The sequence below is a fragment of the Stenotrophomonas maltophilia genome (genome assembly GCF_013464915.1).
GTDB lineage: Bacteria > Pseudomonadota > Gammaproteobacteria > Xanthomonadales > Xanthomonadaceae > Stenotrophomonas > Stenotrophomonas maltophilia_AT.
Genome location: NZ_RAVT01000006.1, coordinates 1 through 24,720, shown reverse-complemented (window position 1 = coordinate 24,720; position 24,720 = coordinate 1). Strand labels below are relative to the sequence as shown.

At 66.8% G+C, this 24,720-nt stretch carries 28 protein-coding genes and 2 tRNA genes; 9 read left to right on the top strand and 21 right to left on the bottom strand.

Annotation, left to right across the window (positions count from 1 at the left end):
- Positions 1–25 precede the first annotated feature (25 nt).
- From nudC to D7T59_RS02425, 4 genes are all read right to left on the bottom strand, one after another.
- Positions 26–931 carry an NAD(+) diphosphatase gene (gene nudC, locus D7T59_RS02440; protein WP_180850956.1) on the bottom strand — a complete coding sequence of 302 codons (906 nt, stop codon included), beginning with the start codon at positions 929–931 and terminating at the stop codon, positions 26–28.
- 116 nt (positions 932–1,047) lie between these two features.
- Positions 1,048–1,440: an iron-sulfur cluster insertion protein ErpA gene (gene erpA / locus D7T59_RS02435; protein WP_180850955.1), complete on the bottom strand. Its 393-nt coding sequence runs from the start codon at positions 1,438–1,440 to the stop codon at positions 1,048–1,050.
- Positions 1,441–1,471: 31 nt separating this feature from the next.
- The gene (locus tag D7T59_RS02430; RefSeq protein WP_180850954.1) at positions 1,472–1,936 is read right to left on the bottom strand and encodes a bactofilin family protein; all 465 of its coding nucleotides are present in this window, start codon (positions 1,934–1,936) and stop codon (positions 1,472–1,474) included.
- A gap of 4 nt (positions 1,937–1,940) precedes the next feature.
- Positions 1,941–2,684, bottom strand: a complete 744-nt coding sequence (locus tag D7T59_RS02425) for a DUF6776 family protein (protein WP_100442148.1) — start codon at positions 2,682–2,684, stop codon at positions 1,941–1,943.
- 179 nt (positions 2,685–2,863) lie between these two features.
- Here D7T59_RS02425 and D7T59_RS02420 point away from each other — a divergent pair, with 179 nt between their 5' ends.
- Genes D7T59_RS02420 through D7T59_RS02410 form a run of 3 tightly spaced genes read left to right on the top strand, consistent with a single transcriptional unit; the run spans position 2,864 to position 7,630 of the window.
- Positions 2,864–3,481: a DUF4126 domain-containing protein gene (locus D7T59_RS02420; RefSeq protein ID WP_106550932.1), complete on the top strand. Its 618-nt coding sequence runs from the start codon at positions 2,864–2,866 to the stop codon at positions 3,479–3,481.
- Positions 3,482–3,525: 44 nt separating this feature from the next.
- Positions 3,526–5,412, top strand: a complete 1,887-nt coding sequence (locus D7T59_RS02415; protein ID WP_180850953.1) for an EAL domain-containing protein — start codon at positions 3,526–3,528, stop codon at positions 5,410–5,412.
- A gap of 1 nt (position 5,413) precedes the next feature.
- Positions 5,414–7,630, top strand: coding sequence for an ATP-binding protein (locus D7T59_RS02410; RefSeq protein ID WP_180850952.1), 2,217 nt, complete (start codon positions 5,414–5,416; stop codon positions 7,628–7,630).
- A gap of 1 nt (position 7,631) precedes the next feature.
- Here D7T59_RS02410 and bfr read toward each other — a convergent pair whose 3' ends face one another.
- From bfr to D7T59_RS02395, 3 genes are all read right to left on the bottom strand, one after another.
- Positions 7,632–8,102, bottom strand: a complete 471-nt coding sequence (bfr, locus tag D7T59_RS02405) for a bacterioferritin (protein ID WP_005419804.1) — start codon at positions 8,100–8,102, stop codon at positions 7,632–7,634.
- 142 nt (positions 8,103–8,244) lie between these two features.
- On the bottom strand, positions 8,245–8,454 hold the full coding sequence (locus D7T59_RS02400; RefSeq protein ID WP_005411309.1) for a (2Fe-2S)-binding protein: 210 nt from the start codon (positions 8,452–8,454) through the stop codon (positions 8,245–8,247).
- A 108-nt stretch (positions 8,455–8,562) separates the two neighbouring features.
- Positions 8,563–9,183 (bottom strand): RNA pyrophosphohydrolase, encoded by a 621-nt coding sequence (locus D7T59_RS02395; RefSeq protein ID WP_099554087.1) that lies wholly within the window; start codon positions 9,181–9,183, stop codon positions 8,563–8,565.
- A gap of 121 nt (positions 9,184–9,304) precedes the next feature.
- Here D7T59_RS02395 and D7T59_RS02390 point away from each other — a divergent pair.
- Positions 9,305–9,381 (top strand) — tRNA-Met (locus D7T59_RS02390).
- Positions 9,382–9,436: 55 nt separating this feature from the next.
- Positions 9,437–9,511: transfer RNA gene (locus D7T59_RS02385), tRNA-Gln, on the top strand.
- A gap of 284 nt (positions 9,512–9,795) precedes the next feature.
- Here D7T59_RS02385 and rpsI read toward each other — a convergent pair.
- Positions 9,796–10,188 carry a 30S ribosomal protein S9 gene (gene rpsI / locus D7T59_RS02380; RefSeq protein WP_005411311.1) on the bottom strand — a complete coding sequence of 131 codons (393 nt, stop codon included), beginning with the start codon at positions 10,186–10,188 and terminating at the stop codon, positions 9,796–9,798.
- A 2-nt stretch (positions 10,189–10,190) separates the two neighbouring features.
- On the bottom strand, positions 10,191–10,619 hold the full coding sequence (gene rplM, locus D7T59_RS02375; protein ID WP_005414692.1) for a 50S ribosomal protein L13: 429 nt from the start codon (positions 10,617–10,619) through the stop codon (positions 10,191–10,193).
- Positions 10,620–10,817: 198 nt separating this feature from the next.
- Here rplM and coq7 point away from each other — a divergent pair, with 198 nt between their 5' ends.
- Positions 10,818–11,462, top strand: coding sequence for a 2-polyprenyl-3-methyl-6-methoxy-1,4-benzoquinone monooxygenase (gene coq7, locus D7T59_RS02370; protein ID WP_180850951.1), 645 nt, complete (start codon positions 10,818–10,820; stop codon positions 11,460–11,462).
- An 87-nt stretch (positions 11,463–11,549) separates the two neighbouring features.
- Here coq7 and D7T59_RS02365 read toward each other — a convergent pair whose 3' ends face one another.
- Together D7T59_RS02365 and speD are read right to left on the bottom strand one after the other, a co-directional pair.
- Positions 11,550–11,870, bottom strand: coding sequence for a DMT family transporter (locus tag D7T59_RS02365; protein ID WP_049435688.1), 321 nt, complete (start codon positions 11,868–11,870; stop codon positions 11,550–11,552).
- Between the two features lie 167 nt (positions 11,871–12,037).
- Positions 12,038–12,832: an adenosylmethionine decarboxylase gene (gene speD / locus D7T59_RS02360; RefSeq protein WP_005411315.1), complete on the bottom strand. Its 795-nt coding sequence runs from the start codon at positions 12,830–12,832 to the stop codon at positions 12,038–12,040.
- A 149-nt stretch (positions 12,833–12,981) separates the two neighbouring features.
- Between speD and crp the strand changes: the two genes are divergently transcribed.
- Together crp and D7T59_RS02350 are read left to right on the top strand one after the other, a co-directional pair.
- A complete protein-coding gene (gene crp / locus D7T59_RS02355) occupies positions 12,982–13,671 on the top strand; it encodes a cAMP-activated global transcriptional regulator CRP (RefSeq protein ID WP_012481435.1) in 690 nt (229 codons plus the stop codon).
- A 136-nt stretch (positions 13,672–13,807) separates the two neighbouring features.
- Positions 13,808–14,569: a sulfite exporter TauE/SafE family protein gene (locus D7T59_RS02350; RefSeq protein WP_054172646.1), complete on the top strand. Its 762-nt coding sequence runs from the start codon at positions 13,808–13,810 to the stop codon at positions 14,567–14,569.
- A 168-nt stretch (positions 14,570–14,737) separates the two neighbouring features.
- Here D7T59_RS02350 and D7T59_RS02345 read toward each other — a convergent pair whose 3' ends face one another.
- The 10 genes from D7T59_RS02345 to D7T59_RS02300 form a co-directional block, all read right to left on the bottom strand.
- Entirely contained in the window at positions 14,738–15,454 is a 717-nt protein-coding gene (locus D7T59_RS02345; protein WP_164138481.1) for a haloacid dehalogenase-like hydrolase, read from the bottom strand.
- Positions 15,451–16,245: an indole-3-glycerol phosphate synthase TrpC gene (gene trpC / locus D7T59_RS02340; RefSeq protein WP_049426871.1), complete on the bottom strand. Its 795-nt coding sequence runs from the start codon at positions 16,243–16,245 to the stop codon at positions 15,451–15,453. The genes D7T59_RS02345 and trpC overlap by 4 nt, the downstream gene beginning before the upstream one ends.
- A 74-nt stretch (positions 16,246–16,319) precedes the next feature.
- Complete coding sequence (gene trpD, locus D7T59_RS02335; RefSeq protein ID WP_099554079.1) at positions 16,320–17,351, bottom strand: anthranilate phosphoribosyltransferase; 1,032 nt, start codon at positions 17,349–17,351, stop codon at positions 16,320–16,322.
- Between the two features lie 16 nt (positions 17,352–17,367).
- Entirely contained in the window at positions 17,368–17,955 is a 588-nt protein-coding gene (locus D7T59_RS02330) for an anthranilate synthase component II (protein ID WP_180850950.1), read from the bottom strand.
- A gap of 2 nt (positions 17,956–17,957) precedes the next feature.
- Positions 17,958–18,737 (bottom strand): SIMPL domain-containing protein, encoded by a 780-nt coding sequence (locus tag D7T59_RS02325; protein WP_180850949.1) that lies wholly within the window; start codon positions 18,735–18,737, stop codon positions 17,958–17,960.
- A gap of 67 nt (positions 18,738–18,804) precedes the next feature.
- A complete protein-coding gene (gene trpE / locus D7T59_RS02320; protein ID WP_032127165.1) occupies positions 18,805–20,280 on the bottom strand; it encodes an anthranilate synthase component I in 1,476 nt (491 codons plus the stop codon).
- 320 nt (positions 20,281–20,600) lie between these two features.
- On the bottom strand, positions 20,601–21,536 hold the full coding sequence (gene yegS, locus D7T59_RS02315) for a lipid kinase YegS (RefSeq protein ID WP_180850948.1): 936 nt from the start codon (positions 21,534–21,536) through the stop codon (positions 20,601–20,603).
- A gap of 280 nt (positions 21,537–21,816) precedes the next feature.
- Positions 21,817–22,299, bottom strand: a complete 483-nt coding sequence (locus D7T59_RS02310) for a GNAT family N-acetyltransferase (RefSeq protein WP_180850947.1) — start codon at positions 22,297–22,299, stop codon at positions 21,817–21,819.
- A gap of 57 nt (positions 22,300–22,356) precedes the next feature.
- A complete protein-coding gene (rpe, locus tag D7T59_RS02305; protein ID WP_164138470.1) occupies positions 22,357–23,031 on the bottom strand; it encodes a ribulose-phosphate 3-epimerase in 675 nt (224 codons plus the stop codon).
- A 56-nt stretch (positions 23,032–23,087) separates the two neighbouring features.
- On the bottom strand, positions 23,088–23,417 hold the full coding sequence (locus tag D7T59_RS02300; protein WP_014038745.1) for a J domain-containing protein: 330 nt from the start codon (positions 23,415–23,417) through the stop codon (positions 23,088–23,090).
- Positions 23,418–23,561: 144 nt separating this feature from the next.
- Between D7T59_RS02300 and D7T59_RS02295 the strand changes: the two genes are divergently transcribed.
- Positions 23,562–24,488 carry a phosphoribosylaminoimidazolesuccinocarboxamide synthase gene (locus tag D7T59_RS02295; protein ID WP_029379835.1) on the top strand — a complete coding sequence of 309 codons (927 nt, stop codon included), beginning with the start codon at positions 23,562–23,564 and terminating at the stop codon, positions 24,486–24,488.
- The last annotated feature ends 232 nt before the right edge of the window (positions 24,489–24,720 follow it).

The following is a 24,720-nucleotide window of genomic DNA, read 5'->3' as shown; positions in this document are numbered from 1 at the left end:
ATACAGGCGCCCCCGCCGGCCGGGCTCAGCCCTTCTGCTGCCGGTACCAGTGCTCGATCAGCCCTCGCGAAATCGAGATCGGCGGTGACAGGCGGATACCCTCGCCATCGTCCTGGTCATCACGTGCCAGCGCGGCACCGACCTCCTCGGCACTGAACCAGCGCGCATCCTCCAGTTCACCATCCACGGTCGGCAGATCGGCGTGCGCCTGTGCGCGGAAGCCAACCATCAGCGCACCCGGGAATGGCCAGGGCTGCGAACCGAGGTACTGGCAGGCGGTCACCCGCACCTTGCTCTCCTCGTGGACTTCGCGCACCACGGTCTGCTCGAAGGTCTCGCCCGGTTCGACAAAGCCGGCCAGCACCGAGTAGCGACGTGGCGCCCAGTTCGACTGGCGGCCGAGCAGCAGGCGGCCCTGGTTTTCAACCGCCACGATCACAGCGGGGTCGACACGCGGGTAGTGCTCGGTGGAACACTGCGCGCAACGCCCCACGAAGCCGCCGCGGGCGAACGCCACGGCACCACCACATACACCGCAGAAACGGGTGCGCGAGTGCCAGTAGGACATGCCACGGGCGTAGCTGAAAGCGGTCGCATCAGCCACCGGCCACAGCAGGGCGGCCTGGCGCAGGTCGAGGCGACGTGGTGCGGTGACGGTGACGCTGGCGGCTTCAACCGAGAACCACGCTTGTTCCCCGCGCAGGCCGAGGAAGATCGCGGAGCCGGGACCACCGCCGATGTCGGCGCCGGTCAGCGCCAGCGGCTGGTCGTCATCGCCGATGAAGGTGCTGCCGTCCTGATCGAGCACCAGAATGCGCGCGCCCGGCCACAGGCGCGCCAGTGCATCGGCATCTTCGCGCAGGGCATCGGCGCGCTCCAGCGGTTCGCCCACGAAGGCGAAACCGGAAAGCGGCGAAGGAGTATTGGGCATCCGGCAAGCGTGCCGCCAATCGATGCAGGTGGCAAGGTCGGCGCTGTGCGCAGTCTGCCCGAGTGGTCCACGGGCGAGGTCGTGGACACCGCGCATCCACGCATGGCGTGGATCTACTACATGCTGAAGCTGCTGCCGCAGCCGCAGGTGGTCTTCGCGTTCGGGTTGCGGATCACGAACTGCGCACCGGTCAGGCTTTCGGTGTAGTCCACCTCGGCACCCATCAGGTACTGCAGGCTCAGCGGGTCGACCAGCAGGGTCACCCCGCTGGTCTGTACCGCCAGGTCGTCCTCGGCGCGGTTCTCGTCGAACTCGAACCCGTACTGGAAGCCCGAACAGCCGCCTCCCTCGATGTACACGCGCAGGGCCAGGTCGGGGTTGCCCTCTTCCTGGATCAGGGATTTGACCTTGGCGGCCGCCGACTCGGTGAAGATCAGCGGGCGCTCCAGCGACTGGTAATCGGGCGCGGCGGCCGGGGTGGCGCCGGGCAGGGAGACTAGCGTGCTCATGCCGTCAGCATGGGGGCGCCGACGACGGCTTTCAAGCCATCGCCTCGGCCAGCTTGCGGCGTGCGGCAGTGTCACCCTTGCCACCATTGGCGTCGTCGCCTTCAGGGGCCGGCAGGGCCGCCATCGGCGCGCTGGCATGGATCAGGCGGCCGTTCAGCTGGGCACCCGCATTCATCTCCACCACCTGGTAATGGACGTTGCCGTTGACCCGCGCGCTCGGGGTCAGCTCGACCTTTTCGGTGGCATGCACGTCGCCATCGAGACGACCGCTGATGACCACCACCTGGGCGCGGATCTCGCCCTCGATCACGCCATGCTCGGCGACCGTCAGGGTCGCGCCGCTGGCGTCTTCGGCGGCGATCACCTTGCCGTGGATGCGGCCTTCCACATACAGGCCACCACTGAATTCCACATCGCCGCGGATCACCACCTGGTTGCCGATCAGGGCATCCACCACCAGCTGGCCTTCACGGTTGGATTTGCTGCTTCCGAACATCTGCCTACTCCCCTTTGCTGGCCGGCGCACCGGCCTGTTTCCAGTCGAATACCTGGGTGGTACCCCCCGTACCACTCCCCAATGTCACCCGCACGCGTTGCGGGGTGAAGTCAGCCGGCAGCATCACGCTGCCGGTGATCTGCTGGAAGTACCGGAACGAGTAATCCTGTCCCGGCACCTTGCTGCGCTGGTGCAGATCATCCCAGCTGATCGTGGCCAGCTTGCCGTTCTTCACACCTTCCACGGTGAAACGCATCTGCCCCTGGCTGATGGCACCGCGGTTGAGGTTCTGGGTCAGCACGGCGGTGTACTGCCAGGTGCCGGCCGCTTCCGGGCTGAACTCGATCGAATGGGTGTTCAGGCCCTTGCGCTGGCTGGTCGAGCCCACCAGGCGCTCATAGAAGGCGACGTCGGCACGCAGGCCGGCGATTTCCTCATCGCGCTCGGCCAGCGAGGACTGCACCTCGGTATTGGCGGCGCGGCTGATGCGGTCGGACGCTTCCAGCGTGGCCTGCTTCTGGCGCAGTTCGGTCAGCTGTGCCTGCAGCGTCTCGGCGCGCTTCTCGGCGGCCTGCAGGCGCTGGCCCTGCGCATCGCGCGGCGTGGCCATCCAGCAGCCGCCCAGTACCGCCAGCACCAGGCTGAGCAGCCAGATGCCGCCGATCACCAGCAGGCGGCGACGGTCGGCCGGCGGTTGTGGCGCGCCGGGCAGGCGGACCTGCACGCGCATGGGAGGACGGTTGGTCATGGGTGGATTCCGGGGCATCGCGAGGGCGACACCGGTACGGCCCCTGTGGCAAACGACGGGCTAGTGTATGACAGGACGGGTGGGTTTCCTGCGCAGCGCCCGACCGTGGTCTGTGGCGTTCAGGCACGCCATCGCCGATAGTGTGGCCCCCTGCACAGTTCCGTCGCCGGAGCACCGCCATGACCGAAGCCCACCTGTTCGTGATCGGCATCCTGCTGGCCTGGCTGGCCGGCATCCGCGTCTACCTCACCGTGTTCGGCGTCGGCCTGGCCGGCCTGCTCGGCTGGGTCGACCTGCCCCCCGCCCTGCAGGCCACCGAATCGTGGTGGGTGCTGGGCACCTCGGCGGCACTGGCGGTGACCGAATTCTTCGCCGACAAGATCCCCGGCGTGGACTCGGCCTGGGACCTGGTGCAGACCCTGGCACGCGTGCCTGCGGGCGCCTTCCTCGCCGCGGCCACACTGTCGCCGGACGGTCAGCTTGGCACCGGTGCGCTCGCTGCCGGTGCGGGTGTTGCGCTGGCCAGCCATGGCTTGAAAGCCGGCACCCGTGCCCTGCTCAACACGTCGCCGGAACCGGCCAGCAACTGGGTCGCCTCCGCCGCCGAGGACACCGTGGTGATCGGTGGCCTGGCCCTGGCGCTGGCACACCCGTGGATCGCGCTGATCGTGGTGCTGGCCTGCAGCCTGGCCGGCGCACTGCTGGTGTGGCTGGTCTGGCGTGCCCTGTGGAAGGGCGTGCGCTGGCTGGCACGCACTGCGTCGCCCGACAGTCCACGCCAGCCCGGCACCGGTTGATCGCCGGGCTTGTCGCATAATGGACGCGAACACCAGGAGCATCGATGGCCGCAAACGAATCCCCCGCGGGCGCCCGCCCGGGACGCGCTGAAACCCCTCCGGCCGATCATTGGCAACGCTGGGCGCCAGGCCCGGCGGCCGCGGTCACGGCAGCACCGGCATCAGCCGCGCCGCTGGCGGCCGTCGATACACCCGCAGGGATTGGCAGCGCACCACCGCCGCTGCCCGGTCCATCGCTGCGGGCCGAAGCCGGCAGCAATGACCCGGCACTGCTGCATTCCGATTCGCCCTACCGCGTGCTGATCGTCGAGGATGATCGCGCACAGGCGCTGTTCGCACAGAGCGTGCTGCACGGCGCCGGCATGCAGGCGATCGTGCACAGCGATGCCGATGACGCACTGCAGGCGATCAAGGAACATCGCCCCGACCTGATCCTGATGGACCTGCACCTGCCCGGCCTGGACGGCATGCGCCTGACCGCGCTGATCCGCCAGCAGCCCGGCCTGCAGCTGCTGCCCATCGTGTTCCTCAGCGGCGACCCGGACCCGGAACGCCAGTTCGAGGTACTCGACAGTGGCGCCGACGACTACCTGAGCAAGCCGATCCGCCCGCGCCACCTGATCGCCGCCGTGGCCAACCGCATCCGACGCGCGCGGGCGCAGGCCGCAACCCTCCCCGGCGTATCCGGCACCCCGGCCACCAGCAATCCGGAAACCGGGCTGCCGACCCGGCATCACGTACTGCAGCAGCTCAACGCCGCGCTTGCCCACCGCGACCAGGGCGGCGTGCTGTTCGTCGAGATATCCAGTGCACTGGGCCTGCGCGAGCGCTATGGCTATGCCGCCTTCGAGCGCCTGATGGTGCAGGCCGGGCAACGCCTGGCAGAAGCCGGCCACCCGCACCTGCTGGCGCGCCTGAACGACAACAGCTTCCTGCTGCTTGCGCGCAATGTCAGCGAAGACAGCCTGGAAGGCATTGCCGCTGCGCTGCGCGAGCAGTTGTCGGCGCGGGCCTTCGTGATCCGCGATGACGAATCCGTGCACCTGCGCGGCGTGGTCGGCTATGCACCGCTGTCGCCGGGCTTCGACGATGCCAGCAGCGCGCTGGAAGCAGTCGAGCGCACCACCCTGCAGGCACGCCTGCTCAGTGCCGGCGTGGCCGGCCACGTGCACCGCGACGTGATCAGCGAGCAGGAACACCTGGCACTGCTGGAAGGCCAGCTTGAACTGGCCTACCAGCCGATCGTCGCCGTCGCCGGCGGCAATACCGCGCAGTACCAGCTGCTGCTGCGCCTTCGCCAGGCCGACGGTACGCTGCTGGCGGCAGGCCAGGTGATTCCGGCCGCAGAGGCTGCCGGGCGCATCGCCGATCTCGACCAGCAGGTGATGGACCATGCACTGGGCCTTCTCGACCTGTACCGGCACGCGACGCAGCCGCTGAACCTGTTCGTCTCGCAGTCACTGCGCACGCTGCAGCGCGATGCCTTCGCCGACTGGCTGCTGGAATCACTGCAGCAACGCGGCCTGCCCGGCAACGCACTGGTGATCGACGTGCGCCTGCCGGACGCGCTGATCCACACCGTGCCGCTGCAGCAGTTCTGCGAACGCATGGCAGGGGCCGGCGTGCGTTTCTGCCTGAGCCAGTTCGAACCCGGTGGCGAAGCCGATGCACTGCTGACCCAGCTGCCGTTGTCGTTCGTGCGCATGGCCGCGCGCTTCTCCAGCAGCCACGCCAATCCGGCCACGCGCGAAGAGCTGCGCCGGGCAATCGAACGGGCGCACGCCGCCGGGCAGCAGATCATCGGCCAGCAGATCGAAGATCCGCAGGCCGCCGCTGCGATGTGGGTGGGCGGTGTCGACTACATCCAGGGCAACATGGTGCAGTCTGCCGGCAGCGATCTGAACTTCGACTTCCACAACGCGGTGCTCTGACGTGCCGATGTGGGTCGCGCTGCTGGTTGCCCTTGCCGCGGCCTCCCTCACGGCGCTGCTGTTGGGCCTGCGGCTGCGCGCGCGCAACCAAGCACTGGCCCTCCTGCAGCGCGAGCGCAGCGCGTTGGCCAGCGAACGCGACCAGCTGCGCCGCACCACCGAACGCCAGGGGCAGCTGGAACAACAGCTGCTGCAGGCCAAGCAGGCCGCCGAGGCGGCGGTGCTGGCCAAGGGCGAGTTCCTGGCCACGATGAGCCACGAGATCCGTACGCCGCTCAACGGCATCCTGCCGATGCTGGAGCTGATCGCGCGCGGCCCGCTGGGCGAGGACCAGCGACAGATGCTGGCCACCGCCTCGGCCAGCTCGCAGCAGCTGCTGCGCATCGTCGACGACATTCTCGACTACTCGCGACTGGAAGCGCAGGCACTGGAACTGGAGATCACCAGTTTCAACCTGCGCGACCTGCTTGATGGCGTGGTGCAGCTGATGCAGCGCGCCGCCGACGCCAAGGGCCTGTCGCTGGGGCTGCAGCTGGACCCGTCGGTGCGCCTGCCGGTGCGTGGCGACCCGGTACGACTGCGCCAGGTGTTGAGCAACCTGCTGGCCAACGCGATCAAGTTCACCGCACGCGGCCAGGTGCAGCTGCGCGTGCAGCGCCTGGGCGAAGGTGCCGCACAGCACCAGCTGCGCTTTGAGATCATCGACACCGGCATCGGCATCGACGCGGCACTGCAGGCGCGCCTGTTCCAGTCCTTCAGCCAGGCCGATGCCTCAACGACCCGCATCTACGGTGGCACCGGCCTGGGCCTGGCGATCTGCAAGCGCATCATCGACCTGATGCATGGGCGCATCGGCGTGCAGTCCACACCAGGCCAGGGCGCAGCGTTCTGGTTCGAGATCCCGTTGTTGAAGGTGCCCGGCGACCTGCCGGCCATGGCGCGCACGCCAGACTCGCTGCTGCTGTTCAGCAGCGATGCCCTCCTGCAGGCACGCATCGAGCGCATCGCGGCCCATCATGGACTGCTGGTGCACGCCATGGCGCAGTTCGATGCCGTGGTCGAGCGCCTGCGCGCGGTACCGAGGCCGGGGCAACCAGCACCGGCCTGGCTGCTGGTCGATGCACGTGCCCGCCGCATCGGTGAAGCGACGCTGCAACAGGCGTTGGCCGAACGTGGCGAGGACGACGCGCTGCAGGTGCTGTGGCTGCAGGACGATACCCTTCCGGCACGCCCGCGCCAGCGGCAGCTGCCCTCGCATTTCGACGACGCGGCGCTGCATGCACTGCTGGCTGCACCTGTCGCGCATGCGCGCCCCGCCGCGCTGCTGGCCAATGCCGGACAGGCACAACCCACGCCCGCGCTGCCGCCGTTGCACCTGCGCGTGCTGCTGGTGGAAGACAACACGGTCAACCGCATGGTGGCCGAGCAGCTGCTGCGCGTGTTCCAGTGCGAGGTGCGCAACGCCGCCGATGGCGAGCAGGCGTTGCTTGCCCTGCGCGAAGGCGATGTGGACGTGGTGCTGATGGATTGCCAGATGCCGGTGCTGGACGGCTATGCCGCCACCCGCCGCTGGCGCGCCGAGGAAGTGGAGAACGGGCGTCCGCGCCTGCCGATCATCGCGATGACCGCCAATGCCATGGCCGGTGACCGTGAGCGCTGCCTGCAGGCTGGCATGGACGACTATCTGTCCAAGCCGATTGCACGTGCCACCCTGCACGCGCTGCTGCAGCGCTGGGGGCAACGATCACGCGATGTCGGAGCGTCGAGCTTGCCCGACGGCGAAGCCCTCGCACCCGATCGAGCACCGCCAGCCGAGCATGGCTCGGCTCTACAAGGCACGAAAAGCCAAGCGGTGACGCAGCCGGTGCTGGACCGCGACGTGCTGGACGAGCTGCACGCGGTGATCGGCGACACCTCCCTCCAGATCATCTCGGTGTTCCTGGAGGATGCGCCGGCGATGGTGCAGCAGCTGCAGCAGGCTGCGCAGGCCGGCGACGAGCCACGCCTGCAGGCCCTCGCGCACAGCCTCAAGTCATCCAGCGCGAACGTGGGCGCACTGTCGCTGTCGGCAGTCGCGCAGCGCATCGAGCATGAAGCCCGCAGCGGCAGCCTGCAGCGCCCCGCAGTGGCGGTGGCGCTGCTGGTGGCGGAGTTCGCCCGTGCGCGCGTGGCACTGACGGGCTACCTGGCACAGCATCGCGCCGGCCAGGGCGGCTGACTCACTCTTCCAGCTTGCTCAGCAGGTACTTCGGTTCGCCGATGCGCTCGATCAGGTCCAGCTGGGTTTCCAGCCAGTCGATGTGCTCTTCTTCCGAATCGAGGATCTTCACGAACAGCTGGCGGCTGACGTAGTCGCCGACCGAATCGGAATAAGCCACGGCCTCGCGCAGGGTGACCACGCCATCGCGTTCCAGCGACAGGTCGCACTGCAGGATCTCGGTCGGGTTCTCACCGATGCGCAGCTTGCCCAGCGCCTGGAAGTTCGGCAGGCCTTCGAGGAACAGGATGCGGTCGGCAAGCATGTCGGCATGCTTCATCTCGTCGATCGATTCCTTGTACTCGTGTTCGGCCAGTTCCTTGATGCCCCAGTTCTTCAGCATCTTGGCGTGCAGGAAGTACTGGTTGATCGCGGTCAGCTCGTTGTAGAGGACCTTGTTGAGGAATTCGATGACCTTGGTGTCGCCCTTCATGGGGATGCTCCTGCACGCTGAAAACGCAGGCACTTTAACGCCTTGCGTGCAGTCGTGAAGGAACGCGAATCGTGCGCATTGGCCTGTGCGGCCGCACGTGAAGGATGCGAAAGCGCGGCGTCAATGCGCCGCGAAGAGACGATCAGGCGACCTGGGCCAGGCCCAATACCGGCAGCGGAAGATCGTGGGTGGCACGTGCCTTGGCCAGCAGGTCGCCGGCCATGTCCAGGCAGGAACCACAGGTAGCGCCGCAACCGGTACGCATGGTCAGTTCGGCCACCGTGCTGACGCCATGGCTGGCGGCTTCGCGGATCTGGTGGTCGGTGACTCCGTTGCAGATGCAGACGTACACAGGCGTGGACCGGGCTGACAGGCCAGAAGCGGCCTGTTGGCTATTCCAATGGAAACGAGAATGGTTGTCAATCAGAGACCTGAACCATTCTCGATACCGTTCAGCCCGTCAGCTGGCCGGGCCGTCGCCGGTGGCCTTCTTCGGCCAGTAGCCGCGGGTCCGCGGGCGCTTGCGCGGGCGCTCATGCCCGGCGGTATGGCCCGGCATCCAGGCCTCGGCGGCACTCTTGGGCATGGCGGTAACCCCCTGCCCGGCCACCCCGCGCGCCAGCGGCGCCAGATGTCGCAACGCACGCGCATAGACGCCACGTTTGAACATCACCACATGCTCCACCGGGTACCAGAAGTCCACCCAGCGCCAGTGGTCGAACTCGGGCGAGTCGGTGTGGTCCAGCTTCACGTGGGATTCGTCGCCGGTCAGGCGCAGCAGGAACCAGACCTGCTTCTGGCCGATGCAGACCTGCCGCTCGTTGCGGCGGATGGCCCGCGCCGGCAGCTTGTAGCGCAGCCAGCCGGGCGTCGCCCCGAGCACTTCCACATGCTCAGGCAGCAGGCCGGTCTCTTCCTGCAGTTCACGATACATGGCCTCGACGGGCGTCTCGTCGGTGTTCATGCCACCCTGCGGGAACTGCCAGCCATCCCGGCGCACACGTCGTGCCCAGAACACCTGGCCGTCCTGCCGCATCAGCACGATGCCGACGTTCGGTCGATAGCCGTCCGGATCGATCACGATGCGGACTCCTAAGAAAATCTACTGTCGGGGACTATCCCATGCCCTCTGTCGGCCCACAAGCACGACACAAAAGTGTTGACAGGGGCGATACACATCCGCAGAATAGCGGGCTCACCAAGGCTATGTAGCTCAGCCGGTTAGAGCACAGCACTCATAATGCTGGGGTCGGTGGTTCGAGTCCACCCATAGCCACCACACTGAAAATCAAGTTGTTTTTCAGCGTGAAAAGTGAGAAAATAGTTGCACGTTTTGCCCCGTCGCCAAGCGGTAAGGCACCTGACTCTGACTCAGGCATTCGGTGGTTCGAATCCATCCGGGGCAGCCAAACAAAAAAGAAAAAAGCCTGATCGAAAGATCAGGCTTTTTTCTTTTTTGTTTGGTCACGCATCCCACCTTATCCCCGCGCCTGTCGGCGCGCCCCCTTGAACATCAAGGGGGCTCCTCTCCAGAGAGAACCCCGGGGTCGGACATGCAAAAAGACGGGTAGTGCCGGCCGCTGGCCGGCAACCAGGACATGCACGACCCCGAAACGACAAAAGCCCGGCCGAAGCCGGGCTTTTGCTTTTCCAACCAGCGGGCTCCCGAAGGAGCCCAACCAGGCGCGGCAAATCAGCGCTTGGAGAACTGGGTGGCGCGGCGGGCCTTGTGCAGACCGACCTTCTTACGCTCGACTTCACGGGCGTCACGGGTCATGAAGCCAGCCTTGCGCAGCTCGGACTTCAGGGTTTCGTCGTACTCGACCAGAGCACGGGCGATGCCCAGACGGATCGCACCGGCCTGGCCGGTGGTGCCGCCGCCAGCGGCGGTGACCAGGATGTCGAAGCTTTCGGTGTTCTTGGTCAGCTCAAGCGGCTGCCGCACGATCATGCGCGCGGTCTCACGACCGAAGAACTCGTCCAGCGGACGGCCATTGACGGTGATGTTGCCCGAACCCTTGCGCAGGAACACGCGAGCGGTGGAGGACTTGCGGCGGCCAGTGCCGTAGTTTTGAGTGATAGCCATGATTAGATATCCAGAACCTGCGGCTGCTGTGCGGCGTGCGGATGCTCAGTGCCGGCGTAGACCTTGAGCTTGCGGTACATCTGGCGACCCAGCGGGCCCTTCGGCAGCATGCCCTTGACGGCGATCTCGATCACGCGCTCCGGGTGGCGCTCCAGCGCCTGGGCCAGGGACTCGGTCTTCAGGTTGCCGATGTAGCCGGTGAAACGGTGATACATCTTGTCCTGCAGCTTCTTGCCGGTGACGGCAATCTTTTCTGCATTGATGACGACCAGGTAGTCGCCGGTATCAACGTGCGGGGTGTAGACCGGCTTGTGCTTGCCGCGCAGACGGCGGGCCAGCTCGGTGGCGAGACGGCCCAGGGTCTTGCCCTCGGCGTCGACGAGGTACCAGTCGCGCTGGACGGTCTCGTTCTTGGCAGTGAAAGTGCTCATGAAGAACTCTAGGTTAGGTCGGGCTCATTGCGGCGAAAGGCTCGCCGGAACTCTGCCACGCGTTGTGAAAAGGTGAAGCGTAAGAGGCGGGATTGTACTCACCTTGCCGGGGGCGCGCAACCCGCCCCCTGGGCCGGGTTGGCAGGGGCGCGGGGCCGGGCGAGAATCGGGGGGTCTTCCGCCCCACCGCGTACTGCCATGACCGTGCTCCGCCAGACCACCCCGCTGGACCACCTGCTGACCGAGGCGCAGCGCGCCCTGGACACGGTATTCGGCAACCCGCCGGCGGCCCGCCCCTACCCGGCCGCGGACACCGATGAGCCCGGCATGGACGGCGCCGAGCGCCGCCACGCCGCTGGCCTGATGCGGATCAACCACGTCGGCGAAGTCTGCGCGCAGGGCCTGTATTTCGGCCAGGCCGCCGTGGCCCGTGATCCGGCCACGCGCGAACACCTGCTGGAAGCGGCGCAGGAAGAAACCGACCATCTGGCCTGGTGCGCCACCCGGCTGGGTGAGCTGGACAGCCGTCCGAGCCTGTTCAACCCGCTGTGGTATGCCGGCAGCTACACCATCGGCACCCTGGCCGGGCTGCGCGGCGATGGCTGGAACCTGGGCTTCGTGGTCGAGACCGAGCGCCAGGTGGAGGCCCACCTGGACGAGCACCTGGTCGACCTGCCGGCCGGCGACCTGCGCAGCCGCGCGGTCATCGCGGTTATGAAGGAAGACGAGGCCCGCCATGCGGACCACGCCGAGCAGGCCGGCGCACGCCGCCTGCCGTTCCCGATCCCGGGGGCGATGGCGCTGGCCTCCAAGGTCATGAAGACCATCGCCTACCGGCTGTGACCACACGGTAGTGCCGGCCGCTGGCCGGCAACCCCGCAGGCACTGCAGAAGATCTGGAGGTTGCCGGCCAGCGGCCGGCACTACCGATCAGTTCGGCGAGACCAGCTTCAGGCCGATCACACCGGCCACGATCAGGCCCACGCAGGCCAGGCGGGCCGGTGAGGCGCTGTCGTTGAACAGGTAGATACCCAGCACCGCCACGCCGAGGGCGCCGATGCCGGTCCAGATCGCATAGGCCGTGCCGACCGGGATGCTCTTCATCGCCTGGCTCATCAGGTACAGGCTGATCAGCGCGGATACCACCGTGGCAGCGGTGGGCAGGGGTTTGCTGAAGCCTTCGGAGTACTTCATTCCGAGGGCGAAACCGATTTCGAACAGGCCGGCCAGCAGCAGGTAGATCCAGGGCATGGGTGGGGGCTCCTTACCTTTTTTGAGAAAAACGAAACGGCCCGGTGTTTTCACACCGGGCCGTGGGTCGGTACATCACCGTGGAACTATAACGCGCGTAAAGCACTGGTTCCACGGGGCGGGTCGTCCCGCCTGGTGGCGATGCCTGCAGGCATCGCGCATGGGGCTTACTCGGACAGGTTCCGGCCGTGGAACAGCTCTTCGATCTCGCGCTTGAGCAGCGCTTCGATCTTCATGCGTTCCTTGAACGACAGGTTCTTGGCCTTTTCCTCGAACAGGTACTGGTCCAGGTCGAAGTCCTTCAGGTGCATCTTCGTGTGGAAGATGTTTTCCTGGTAGACGTTGACGTCGAACATCTCGTAACGCGACTTGATGTTCTTGGCCAGGAAGTTCTGGATCGAGTTGATCTTGTGGTCGATGAAGTGCTTCTTGCCCTTCACATCGCGGGTGAAGCCACGGACGCGGTAGTCCATGATCACGATGTCCGACTCAAGGCTCTCGATCAGGTAGTTCAGGGCCTTCAGCGGGGAAATGACGCCACAGGTGGCCACGTCGATATCCGCGCGGAACGTCGCGATACCTTCCTGCGGATGGGTTTCCGGGTAGGTGTGGACAGTGATGTGGCTCTTGTCCATGTGCGCGACCACGGCGTCGGAGATCAGCTCCTTGCCGGCCAGCTTCTTGTCGATCACCGGTTCTTCGGAGATCAGGATGGTCACCGAGGCACCCTGCGGGTCGTAGTCCTGGCGGGCCACGTTCAGGATGTTGGCGCCGATGATCTCGGCGACATCGGTCAAGATTTGAGTCAGCCTGTCGGCGTTGTACTCTTCATCGATGTATTCAATGTAACGCTGACGCTCCTCTTCGGTGCGCGCGTAACACACGTCATAGATGTTGAAGCTCAGCGCCTTGGTGAGGTTGTTGAAACCCTGCAGCCTCAGGCGAGGCAACGGCTTGACCACGGCGGTCGATTCCTGTGTAAGAAGGGAAAGGGGGAATTATGGGGCAAACTGCCCCCGGGGGGAACGTGAAGACGCAAGAGTTCTGGCACACTGTTTGCCCTTAACAATTGCGCTGGTTAAGCTCCGCTATCGACCCCGTGAATCCGTTCATGCGCAGAGGGAGCGCCCCTATCGTGTCAACCGTGCGCCTAGCTAGCAGTCCACTGGCCTTGGATATCGCCACCATCGATCGTTTCCTGGCGCACAGCCACCGGCGGCGATATCCCACCCGTACCGACGTCTTCCGACCCGGTGACCCGGCGGGAACCCTGTATTACGTTGTCAGCGGCTCGGTTTCGATCATGGCCGAGGAAGATGACGATCGCGAGCTTGTGCTGGGCTACTTCGGTGCCGGCGAGTTCGTTGGCGAGATGGGCCTGTTCGTCGAATCGGACCGCCGCGAGGTGATCCTGCGGACCCGTACCGCCTGCGAACTGGCCGAAATCAGCTACGAGCGCCTGCACCAGCTGTTCCTCGGCCCGCTGTCGGCCGACGCCCCGCGCCTGCTGTACGCGCTGGGCCAGCAGATCTCCAAGCGCCTGCTCGATACCAGCCGCAAGGCCAGTCGCCTGGCGTTCCTGGACGTTACCGATCGAATCGTGCGCACGCTGCACGACCTGGCACAGGAACCGGAAGCGATGAGCCATCCGCAGGGCAGCCAGCTGCGCGTGTCGCGCCAGGAACTGGCCCGCCTGGTCGGCTGCTCGCGCGAAATGGCTGGCCGCGTGCTGAAGAAGCTGCAGACCGACGGCCTGCTGCATGCACGTGGCAAGACCGTGGTGCTGTACGGCACCCGTTGATTGCCGCATGTGCGCCGGGCATGGCCCGGCGCTACCCCCGATGCGTCCACCACGGTAGCGCCGGGCCATGCCCGGCGGATCGCCATGCGACGTACCATCGCACGCCCCGCACACCGGCATCCGCTAGGCTCGGTGCATGGAACTGAGCAGCGAATTCTGGTGGTTCATCCTCATCGGCCTCGGCGCGCAGCTGGTTGACGGTGCACTGGGCATGGCCTTCGGCCTGGTGTCCTCGTCGGTGATGCTGAGCATGGGCCTGCCACCTGCACAGGTCAGCGCCAGCATCCACACCGCCGAAGTGTTCACTACCGGCGCCTCGGGCGTGTCGCACCTCGCTGCCGGGAATGTCGACAAGCGCCTGTTCCTGCGCCTCGCCCTGCCCGGGGCGGTGGGCGGCGCGGTGGGCGCCTACGTGCTCACCCAGATCCCCGGCGACATCATCCGGCCGTTGATCTACCTGTACCTGCTGGTGCTGGCGATCATCATCCTGGCCCGCGCTGCGGGGCGCTGGATGCCCAAGGGCGAAATCCGCCGGGTCCCGGTGCTGGGCTTCTTCGCCGGCCTGCTGGACGCCAGCGGCGGCGGTGGCTGGGGGCCGGTGGCCACGTCCACCCTGCTCGCCCGCGGCGGCCAGGCACGCACCACCATCGGCACGGTCAACGCGGCCGAGTTCATCGTCACCCTGACCATCTCGGCCACCTTCCTGCTGTCGATGGGCGTGCAGCACCTGCAGATCGTCGCTGGCCTGCTGATCGGCGGCATGATGGCCGCACCGGTGGCGGCCATCCTGGTCAAGCGGGTGAAGGAACGCTGGGTGCTGGTGGCCGTTGGCGTGCTGGTGCTGGGCATCAGCCTGTTCCAGATCGGGCATGCGGTGTACGGGCACCTGTACCGCTGAGCGCTCGCCGGGCCATGCCCGGCGCCAGCTGCACGGGATTCGGTAGTGCCGGCCGCTGGCCGGCAACCCCGCAAGCCCTTCCGCAGTCATGAGGTTGCCGGCCAGCGGCCGGCACTACCGGGTCGCAGCCCGGCACTCCGCCATCCCATCCCCTGCGGATTCCGCGCGTTACACCTTGTCGCCGCCGCGGTCCACGCAGCCCCAGTTGAGGATGCGGGTGCCGGCCGGCAGCACGCTGCGGAAGAAATCCACCTTGGAGCGCTTCGGGTTCACCACCACCGGCGCTTTCGCGGCCAGCAGCAGCGGCAGGTCGGCGGTGCTGTCGGAATACGCGATGTCGATATCGCCGTAGCCGCGCTCGCGCAGCATGCGCATCTTCTCTTCGTTGTGGCAGTGCCGGGTCGGGCCGACACCGCCCAGTCGCGGGCCGACCTCGGTGCCGATCACCGGTACGTCCTGGTGGGCCACGAAGGCCAGGATCGCCCGTGCCAGCTCCGGCGGCGCGCCGGTAGCGACCACGACACGGTCGCCCTTGGCGCGATGCGCCGCAAAGACGTCCAGCGCCTGCGGCAGCAGCTTGGCGCGCATCTGCGCCTCGTTGCGCAGCACGTAGGCATCGATCACCTTGTTGAAATCACGCGCCCGGTGCAGGCCGAAACTGCCGATCCACACATAGACCGAAATGCCCGTTCGACGGGTCGGCAGCATCGCCACCAGCGGCCCGGCGATCGGCGTGACCAGCAGCGCGGCCAGCATGCGCAGCGGGTTGCGCTTGATCAGCGAGGCGAACAGGTGGGTGCCCGAATCGCCGTCGTAGAGGGTGTGGTCGAAGTCGAAGACCACCAGCGGCGCATCCTCGCGCGGCGTCGGATAGTGCGTTTTCATGCCGCGAAGAATAGCTGACGCAGGCCCTCGCCCGGCTCTTCGACGCGCATGAAGGCTTCGCCGACCAGGAAGGCATGGATGCCGGCATCGCGCATCAACGCAACGTCCTGCGGGCCCAGGATGCCACTCTCGGTCACCAGCAGGCGGTCACGGGGCACCGCCTTCTGCATGTCCAGCGTGGTCTGCAGCGACACCTCGAAGGTGCGCAGGTTGCGGTTGTTGATGCCGATCATCGGTGCCGGCACCTGCAGCGCACGCTCCAGTTCGTCGATGTCATGCACTTCCACCAGCACGTCCATGCCCAGCGACAGCGCCAGTTCGGACAGGGTGGCCAGCTGGGTGTCATCCAGCGCGGCGACGATCAGCAGGATGCAGTCGGCGCCCAGCACGCGCGCCTCGTACACCTGGTAGGCGTCGATCACGAAGTCCTTGCGCAGCACCGGCAGCGTGCAGGCCTCGCGGGCCTGCTGCAGGTAGGCGTCGGCGCCCTGGAAGAAATCGACGTCGGTCAGCACCGACAGGCAACTGGCACCGCCGAACTCGTAGCTGACGGCGATGTCGGCCGGGCGGAAATCCGGGCGGATCACGCCCTTGGACGGGCTGGCCTTTTTCACTTCGGCAATCACAGCCGGGTCGCCGTTGGCCACCGCCGCCTGCAGCGCACGCACGAAGCCACGTACCGGCGGGGCGCTGGCCAGGGCGGCCTGCAGCTCCTCTAGCGGGCGCTGGGCGCGGCGCTGGGCCACTTCTTCGGCCTTGCGGGCCAGGATCGTCTGCAGGATGTCGCTCATCGTCGTCGGTTCGGTGCGGGGGCGGTGAGGACGGCCATTATCGGCCATCAAGGGGGTCAGGCTGAACCGCGCGCTCAGGCAACCAGCGCGCGGGTGGTCTCGACATACTGCTGCAGGCGCTGGCGGGCGCTGCCGTTGGCGATGGCGGCACGGGCGCGGGCCAGGCCGTCACCGATGTCGCTGGCCACGCCGGCCACGTACAGCGCGGCGCCGGCATTCAGCGCGACGATGTCCAGCGCCGGGCCAGGCTCGTTGTCCAGCACGGCACGCAGCATCTGGATGGACTGCTCCGGGCCGTCCACGCGCAGGTTGCGGCTGGCCGACATGGCGATGCCGAAGTCCTCCGGGTGGATCTCGTATTCGCGCACCTTGCCGTCGCGCAGTTCGCCGACCAGGGTGCCGGCGCCCAGCGAGATCTCGTCCATGTTGTCGCGGCCCCAGACCACCATGGCGCGTTCGGTGCCCAGTTCGCGCAGCACGCGTGCCTGGATACCCACTAAATCGGGGTGGAACACGCCCATCAGCACCGACGGCGCGCTGGCCGGGTTGGTCAGCGGGCCGAGGATGTTGAAGATGGTGCGCACGCCCATCTCGCGGCGAACCGGCGCGACCACCTTCATCGACGGATGGTGGATCGGCGCGAACATGAAGCCGATGCCGGTCTGCTCGATCGCAGCGGCCACCTGCGCTGGCTGCAGCTCGATGGCCGCGCCCAGTGCTTCGACGGCATCGGCGCTGCCGGACTTGGACGACACGCTGCGGTTGCCATGCTTGGCCACGCGCGCACCGGCGGCAGCGGCGACGAACATCGCGCAGGTGGAGATGTTGAAGGTGTGCGAGCCATCGCCGCCGGTGCCGACGATGTCGACCAGGTGGGTGGTATCGGCCACCGGCACCGCCAGCGCGAATTCACGCATGACCGTGGCCGCAGCGGCGATCTCGTCGATGGTTTCCTTCTTAACGCGCAGCCCGGTGAGGATCGCGGCGGTCATCATCGGCGAGACATCGCCGCGCATGATCTGCCGCATCAGGTCGACCATTTCGTCGAAGAAGATCTCGCGGTGTTCGATGGTGCGTTGCAGGGCTTCCTGGGGGGAGAAGCTCATGGGAATGCTCCTTGGATCAGGCCGCCGGGCGCTGCAGGAAATTGCGCAGCAGGGCGTGGCCGTGTTCGGTGAGGATGGATTCGGGATGGAACTGCACGCCTTCCACCGGGAACTGGCGGTGGCGCAGGCCCATGATCTCTTCGATCGAGCCGTCGTCGTTCTCGGTCCAGGCGGTCACTTCCAGCACATCGGGCAGGCTGTTCTTGTCCACCACCAGCGAGTGGTAGCGGGTGGCCTGGTAACGGTCCGGCAAGCCGGCGAACACGCCCTTGCCTTCGTGGCGGATGGGCGAGGTCTTGCCGTGCATGATGTTGCCGGCACGGATGACCTTGCCGCCGTAGACCTGGCCGATGCCCTGGTGGCCCAGGCACACGCCGAGAATCGGCGTGGTCGGGCCGAGGCGCTGGATCAGCTCCAGCGACACGCCCGCCTCGTTGGGCGTGCACGGGCCGGGCGAGATGACGATGCGCTCGGGCTTCTGCGCGGCGATCTCGTCCACGCTCATCGCATCGTTGCGCACCACCTTCACCTCGGCGCCCAGCGTCTGCAGGTACTGCACGAGGTTGTAGGTGAAGCTGTCGTAGTTGTCGATCATCCACAACATGGTCAGGTTCCGTCGCTTATCAGGAAAATGGCGTATACGTTTTCGGTGTAGGTGATGGGGCCGGCTTCCACCGACTCGCGCAGGCGCGAACCCGTGGCCTCGATGCTGTTCATCGGGGCCTCGGGCGCGGGCGGCGAAGGTGGCGTCACCAGGTCCCCACTGCTGGGCCAACTGCCTGCCTGGATGCCATAGGCGAAGTTCGGCGCCACATCGGAAATGCTGTACAGACCACGCAGCTGGGTGCCGTAGGCCTTGGCCAGGCCCTGCGCGGACTGGCGGGTCTGGGCCGCCGCCTCACCCTTGAGTTCGCGGCGCAGCGCCACTTCACCCGAGTACGTCGGAGCCACGCTGCTGACCTGCACGTTCTCGTTGGCCTTCAGCGCACCCAGGACATCCTGCATCTGCTGGACGCTGGCGAAGCTGGCGCGCAGCTGGCGTGACACGCGGGTACCGATGAAGACCTGCCGGTTCTGCTCATAGCGTGTCGCAGGACCAATCCGCAGGTTGTCCGCGCGCACGCTGCCTTCCACCGCCTTGTGCTGCTTGAACAGTGCCAGCACGCGGGCAACGTTGTCCTGCACGCGGCGGCGCGCGGCGTCGGCATCCATGTCGGTCTCTTCGATGTTCAACTGCAGGCCGAACCGGTCCGGCATCACCACGCGGCGCGCCTCGCCCTTCACCAGCAGGTGCGGCTGCGAGGGAATGGTATTGGCCTGCGCCCACGCAGACGGGGCCATCGTGGCCAGCAGTGACGACCACAGCAATGCGCTCAGCAGCTTCATGCGGTACTCCTTGTCTTGAACGGGAACGGTGCAACGACCACAGCCCAGCGGCCGCGGCGAGGCAGGCTTACAGGCCCTTGGCGGCCTGGGCGACGGCGCGGAACAGCGCGCGGCCCTTGTTCATCGTCTCGTCCCATTCCTTGTCCGGGTCCGAGTCGTAAACGATGCCGGCGCCGGCCTGCACGTACAGGCGGCCGTCCTTGATCACCGCGGTGCGGATCGCAATCGCGGTATCGGCATCGCCGTGCCAGCCGATGTAGCCGATGCTGCCGGCATACACATTGCGCTTGATCGGTTCCAGCTCGCGGATCACTTCCAGCGCGCGGATCTTCGGCGCACCACTCACAGTGCCCGCCGGGAAGGTGGCACGCAGCACATCGGCATAGCTCAGGCCCGGCTGCAGCTGCCCGGTCACTTCGCTGACGATGTGCATGACGTGGCTGTAGCGCTCGATCACGAACTGCTCGCCCACTTCCACCGTGCCGGCCTTGGACACGCGACCGGCATCGTTGCGGCCGAGGTCGATCAGCATCAGGTGCTCGGCGCGTTCCTTCGGATCGGCCAGCAGTTCGGCTTCCAGTGCCAGATCCTGCTCGACGGTGGCACCGCGCGGACGGGTGCCTGCGATCGGGCGCACGGTGACTTCGCCATCCTGAAGGCGTACCAGGATTTCCGGCGAGGAACCGACCACCTGCAGGTCGCCGACATCGAGGAAGTACATGTACGGCGAAGGATTCAGTGCACGCAGCGCGCGGTACACATCCACCGGGCGCGCCTTGAACGGCACGCTCAGGCGCTGGCTGAGCACCACCTGGAAGATGTCACCGGCGCGGATGTATTCCTTGCTGCGCTGGACCGCATCGACGAAGCCTTCGCGGGTGAAACCGGAGACGAAATCGGACTCGTCCAGCACATCGCTGTTGAGCGGCGCGGGATAGCCGGCACCCGGTGCGCGCAGCTTGGCGGTCAGTGCGTCCAGGCGCGCCTGGGCCTGCTCGAACGCACCCTCGACACGCGGGTCGGCATGCACGATCAGGTACAGCCGGCCCTTGAGGTTGTCGAACACCGCCAGCTCGTTGGAGTCCAGCAGCAGGATGTCCGGCGTGCCCAGCTCGTCGCGGCCGGCCGGCGGTGCCAGGCGCGGTTCGATGTAGCCGATGCACTCGAAGCCGAACCAACCGACCAGGCCACCGGTGAAGCCCGGCAGGCCATCCAGCTTCGGCACCGAGTGGGCGCTGCGCAGTGCCTCGACCTCGGCGAACGGGTCGGCCACCTCGCGGGTGTCCACCACCTGGCCGTCCTCGCGCACGGTCAGCGTGTGGCCGTGGAAGGCGTACACGCGGCGCGCCGGCAGGCCGATGATCGAGTAACGACCAAAGCGTTCGCCGCCTTCGACGGATTCAAACAGGTAGGTATTGGGGCCGTCGGCAAGCTTCAGATAGACCGAAAGCGGCGTGTCCAGGTCGGACAGCACTTCACGGACGACGGGAATATGGGTGTGGCCTTCAGCGGCCTGCAGCTGAAACTGAGCGTGCGAGTTCAAGACGACTTTCCTTCCGGGACACAGCGTTATGGGGGCGGACGACGGCAACGGGCCACCATCGCCACCAACGGCGTGCGGAAGAAAGGGTATGCGGGGTCGTCAGGCTGGACACCCCTCGACTGTATCGCAGGATCGGCGGGAGGGGAACCCTGGGAAACTGAACCACGGGACGCCCGGGGCCGATGTGGCGGCGACCGGCGCGGGAACCGGTAGAGTCGACTGCCAGTCGACTGCGCTTCGTGCCGACGGCGTAAAACCCCCGCGCTACGCGCGTAAGTCGACTAACAGTCGACTCTACCGGTCGACCCTGCCGGCCGGCTCTACCCCTGCACGCCCAGCAGCGGGCAATCGGCCGGCAGATGCATCCGTACCCGGCCCGGCACGCAGTCGATGCGGAACTGGCGGGCCTGCACCGGCTCGCCGTCCAGGTTGAGGGTCAGCGGGCGCTCGGAGGCGACCTGCAGCCACGGCAGCCGCGCACGCGTGGCCAGCTGTTCCAATGCAGCCTGGGTGCCCGATTTCAGCATCTGGCCGAGGGTGGCGGTGACTTCGCCTTCCAGCTCCGGAAGCACCGTCACATCCAGCAACCCGTCATCGATCAGTGCCTGCGGACACAGCTGCTGGCCGCCACCGGCCTGGCGACCGTTGCCGATGCCCAGCGCGATGAAGTCGCCTTCCCAGGTGAAATCCGGGCCGGACAGGCGCGCGTTGATCGGCTCGATGCGGCCGAGCTTGGCGATGCCGGTGATCACATAGGCCAGCCCGCCAAGCATCTTTTTCAGGCCGGCGTCGGTCTCCACCGTCACCTGCGTGCCGAAGCCACCGCTGGCGAGATTGGCGCACCACCACGGCGTGCCATCGGCGTCCACGCGCAGCAGATCGATGGCACGCGGCGCGGTCTGCCCGATCAAGGCGAAGGCATCCTTCGGTGCGGTCGGAATGCCTGCCGACGTGGCGAAATCGTTGGCGGTCCCCATCGGGATCAGCGCCAGCGTGGGCAGCGCATCGGCCGGTTCCTCACGATGCGCCAGCGTTTCCGCGACCGCGCTGAGCGTGCCGTCGCCGCCTGCGGCCACGATCACGTCCACACCATGATCGATCGCCTCGGCCACGTAACGCTCGGCGTCGCCGTCCTCCCAGGTCACCCGCACGTCCAGCTGCACGCCCTGCCCACGCCAATGACCGACCGCGTCGCGCAGCTCGTCATTGCCTGCGGATTTTCCGTTGAGGATCAGGCGCCAGCGCGGGGTGGTCATGCGGTACTTCCAGGACGGGGTGGCACAGGCTAGCAATGCGCTGTTTGCCCGCGGTGAATGTCACGCAGGTGTCATTCAGCTGCTGGAGAATGGAAGGCCATAGCAGGGACGACGGATGGAGGCAGGATCAGCCTCCCACGCATGCAGCGAGGCCACGCCAGTGATTGGCGTGGCTTTTTTTTGGAGTGCGCAGGGAGTGCGAACCAAGGTTCGCACCCACCGGGTTGCGGCTCGCGCCCACCCGGCTGGTAGATCCACGCCATGCGTGGATGCACTCGCCTCAGCCGTTGGCGAAATCGTGCAATGCCTGGCCCTGCAGCCGGTATACGGTCCACTCGTCCTGGGGCTTGGCGCCAGCGGCGGTGTAGAACTCGATGGCCGGGGTGTTCCAGTCCAGCACCGACCATTCGAAACGGCCGCAGCCTTCGGCCACGGCCTGGCGGGCGATGTACTTCAGCAGCGCCTTGCCGGCACCGGCGCCGCGCTTTTCCTGGCTTACGTAGAGGTCTTCCAGGTAGATGCCCTTGCGGCCCAGCCAGGTCGAGTAGTTGTAGAAATACACGGCGTAACCAATGGCCTCGCCGTCGGCTTCGCAGATCAACGCACGCGCCGTGGCATCGGCGCCGAACAGGCTCTCAGCGATGCCGATCTCGTCGGTCTGCACCGAATGCTCGGCCTTCTCGTAGATGGCCAGCTCGCGGATGAAATGCAGGATCAGGCCAGCATCGGCCACGGTGGCCGGACGGATGTTCAACAGTGCCATGGGCGAAAAAGGGATGGAGGGAATCAGGCGAGCTTAATCCCCTCCATCCCCTTTTTGTCAGCGCGCCGCAGCGACGTTCGCGCGCATCTGCGCGATCACGTCCTGGTAGCTGCTCTTGGCATTGAAGATGGCCGAGCCGGCGACGAACGTGTCGGCACCAGCGGCAGCGATCTCGCCGATGTTGTCGGCCTTCACGCCGCCGTCGATCTCCAGGCGGATGTCCTTGCCGCTGGCATCGATCATCTTGCGCACCACGCGCAGCTTGTCCAGCGCCGAGGGAATGAAGGCCTGGCCGCCAAAGCCCGGGTTGACCGACATCAGCAGCACCAGGTCCAGGTCATCCAGCACCCAGTCGAGAATGTCCACCGGCGTGGCCGGGTTCAGCACGATGCCCGGCTTGCAGCCCAGCGAGCGGATCAGCTGGATGGTGCGGTGCACGTGGCGGCTGGCCTCCGGGTGGAAGCTGATGTAGGTGGCACCGGCCTCGGCGAAGTCCGGGATGATGCGGTCCACCGGTTCGACCATCAGGTGCACGTCGATCGGTGCGGTCACGCCGTGCTTGCGCAGGGCCTGGCAGACCATCGGGCCGATGGTCAGGTTCGGCACGTAGTGGTTGTCCATCACGTCGAAATGGACCCAGTCGGCGCCGGCGGCGAGGACGTTGTCGACTTCCTCGCCGAGGCGGGCGAAGTTGGCGGAAAGGATGGACGGGGCGATGAGGCAGTTGGACATGGCCGGGGCCTTCGGAACGGAGAAAAGGTTCTCCCGCCCGCAGGCGGGCTCAGGAGTCAGCGCTTGCGCAGGGTCTTGATGCGGTCGTAGGCGGCATTGATGCGCCGCGACTTCTGCTCGGCCTGCTGCTGCAGCTCGGGGGCGGCGCCGCCAAGCTTGTCGGGGTGGTACTGCGAGATCAGCCTGCGGTAGGCGCGCTCGACCTCGGCATCGGTGGCCTCGGAGGTCAGCCCCAGCTCCCGGTACGGGTTCTCCTTGTTCAGGCGGAACCAGTCCGAGTCGAAGGCGTGGCCGATCAACAGGCCGACCACCGCGCCGAACAGCGGATTGGGCCGGAACAGCAGGGCGCCGGCAATGAATCCGAGCAGTTTTCCGTACCAGCGCATGGCGCTCCGGGGTCGACCGACGAAATGGACGCTCATTTTACGTCACAGCGGGCCCGGACGGCTTTACACTAGGCCGCCCGCTGGTCAGCGGGCCCGCCGGGTCCGTTGGGCAGCAGCCGTATCGACAACGCCCCAGGAGTGCCCGTGCCAACCACGCTGTTGCAATCCGATCTCCCCGGCCTGCCCTTGCGCCATCGCGGCAAGGTGCGTGATGTGTTCGATATCCCGCGCGAGCGGCTGCCAGCCGGAACCCCGCCGGGCGACTACCTGCTGATGGTAGCCACCGATCGCCTGTCGGCGTTCGACGTGGTCCTGCCCGACCCGATTCCGGGCAAGGGTGAGATGCTCTGCCAGGTCTCCAACTTCTGGTTCGCCAAGACCGCGCACCTGATGCCCAACCACCTGACCGGCATCGACGTGGCCAGCGTGCTGCCCGAAGGCGTGGACCCGGCCCTGTACGCCAAGCGCGCGGTGGTCACGCGCAAGCTGAAGCCGGTGCCGGTGGAAGCGATCGCCCGCGGCTACCTGATCGGCAGCGGCTGGAAGGACTACCAGCGCACCGGCAAGGTCAGCGGCATCGACCTGCCCGATGGCCTGCGCCAGGCCGAGCAGCTGCCGGAGCCGATCTTCACCCCTTCGACCAAGGCCGCCGTCGGCGACCATGACGAGAACATCGATTTCGATGCGATGGTGAAGCAGGTCGGTGCCGATCTGGCCGAGCGCGTACGCGATGCCACCCTGCGCATCTACAAGTTCGCCGCCGACTACGCCCGCGAGCGCGGCATCATCCTGGCCGATACCAAGTTCGAGTTCGGTACCGACGCCGATGGCCGCCTGTACATCATGGACGAGATGCTGACGCCGGATTCCTCGCGCTACTGGCCGGCCGACGAGTACGAAGTGGGCACCAGCCCGCCGAGCTACGACAAGCAGTTCGTGCGCGATTACCTGGAGACGCTGGACTGGGGCAAGACCGCCCCGGGCCCGACCATCCCGGCCGAGATCATCGAGCGCACCCGCGCCAAGTACGCCGAGGCGCTGCAGCGCCTGGCCGGGATCAGCGTCGACTGATCCGCCTGCGCCCCCGGCCGGAAAGGCTGGGGGCGTATTGAAGGCGCGTTCGCCGACGGCGGTGCGTCGGCTGGGATGGAATCGGCCGGGATACGGATACGGTCGACTGGGTAGAGTCGACTGTTAGTCGACTGCTCTTCGTTCCGACGGCGAAAATCCCCGCGCTGCGCGCGGTAGTCGACTAACAGTCGACTCTACCCCGTCGCCCCCGTCGCCCCCGTCGCCCACCCGG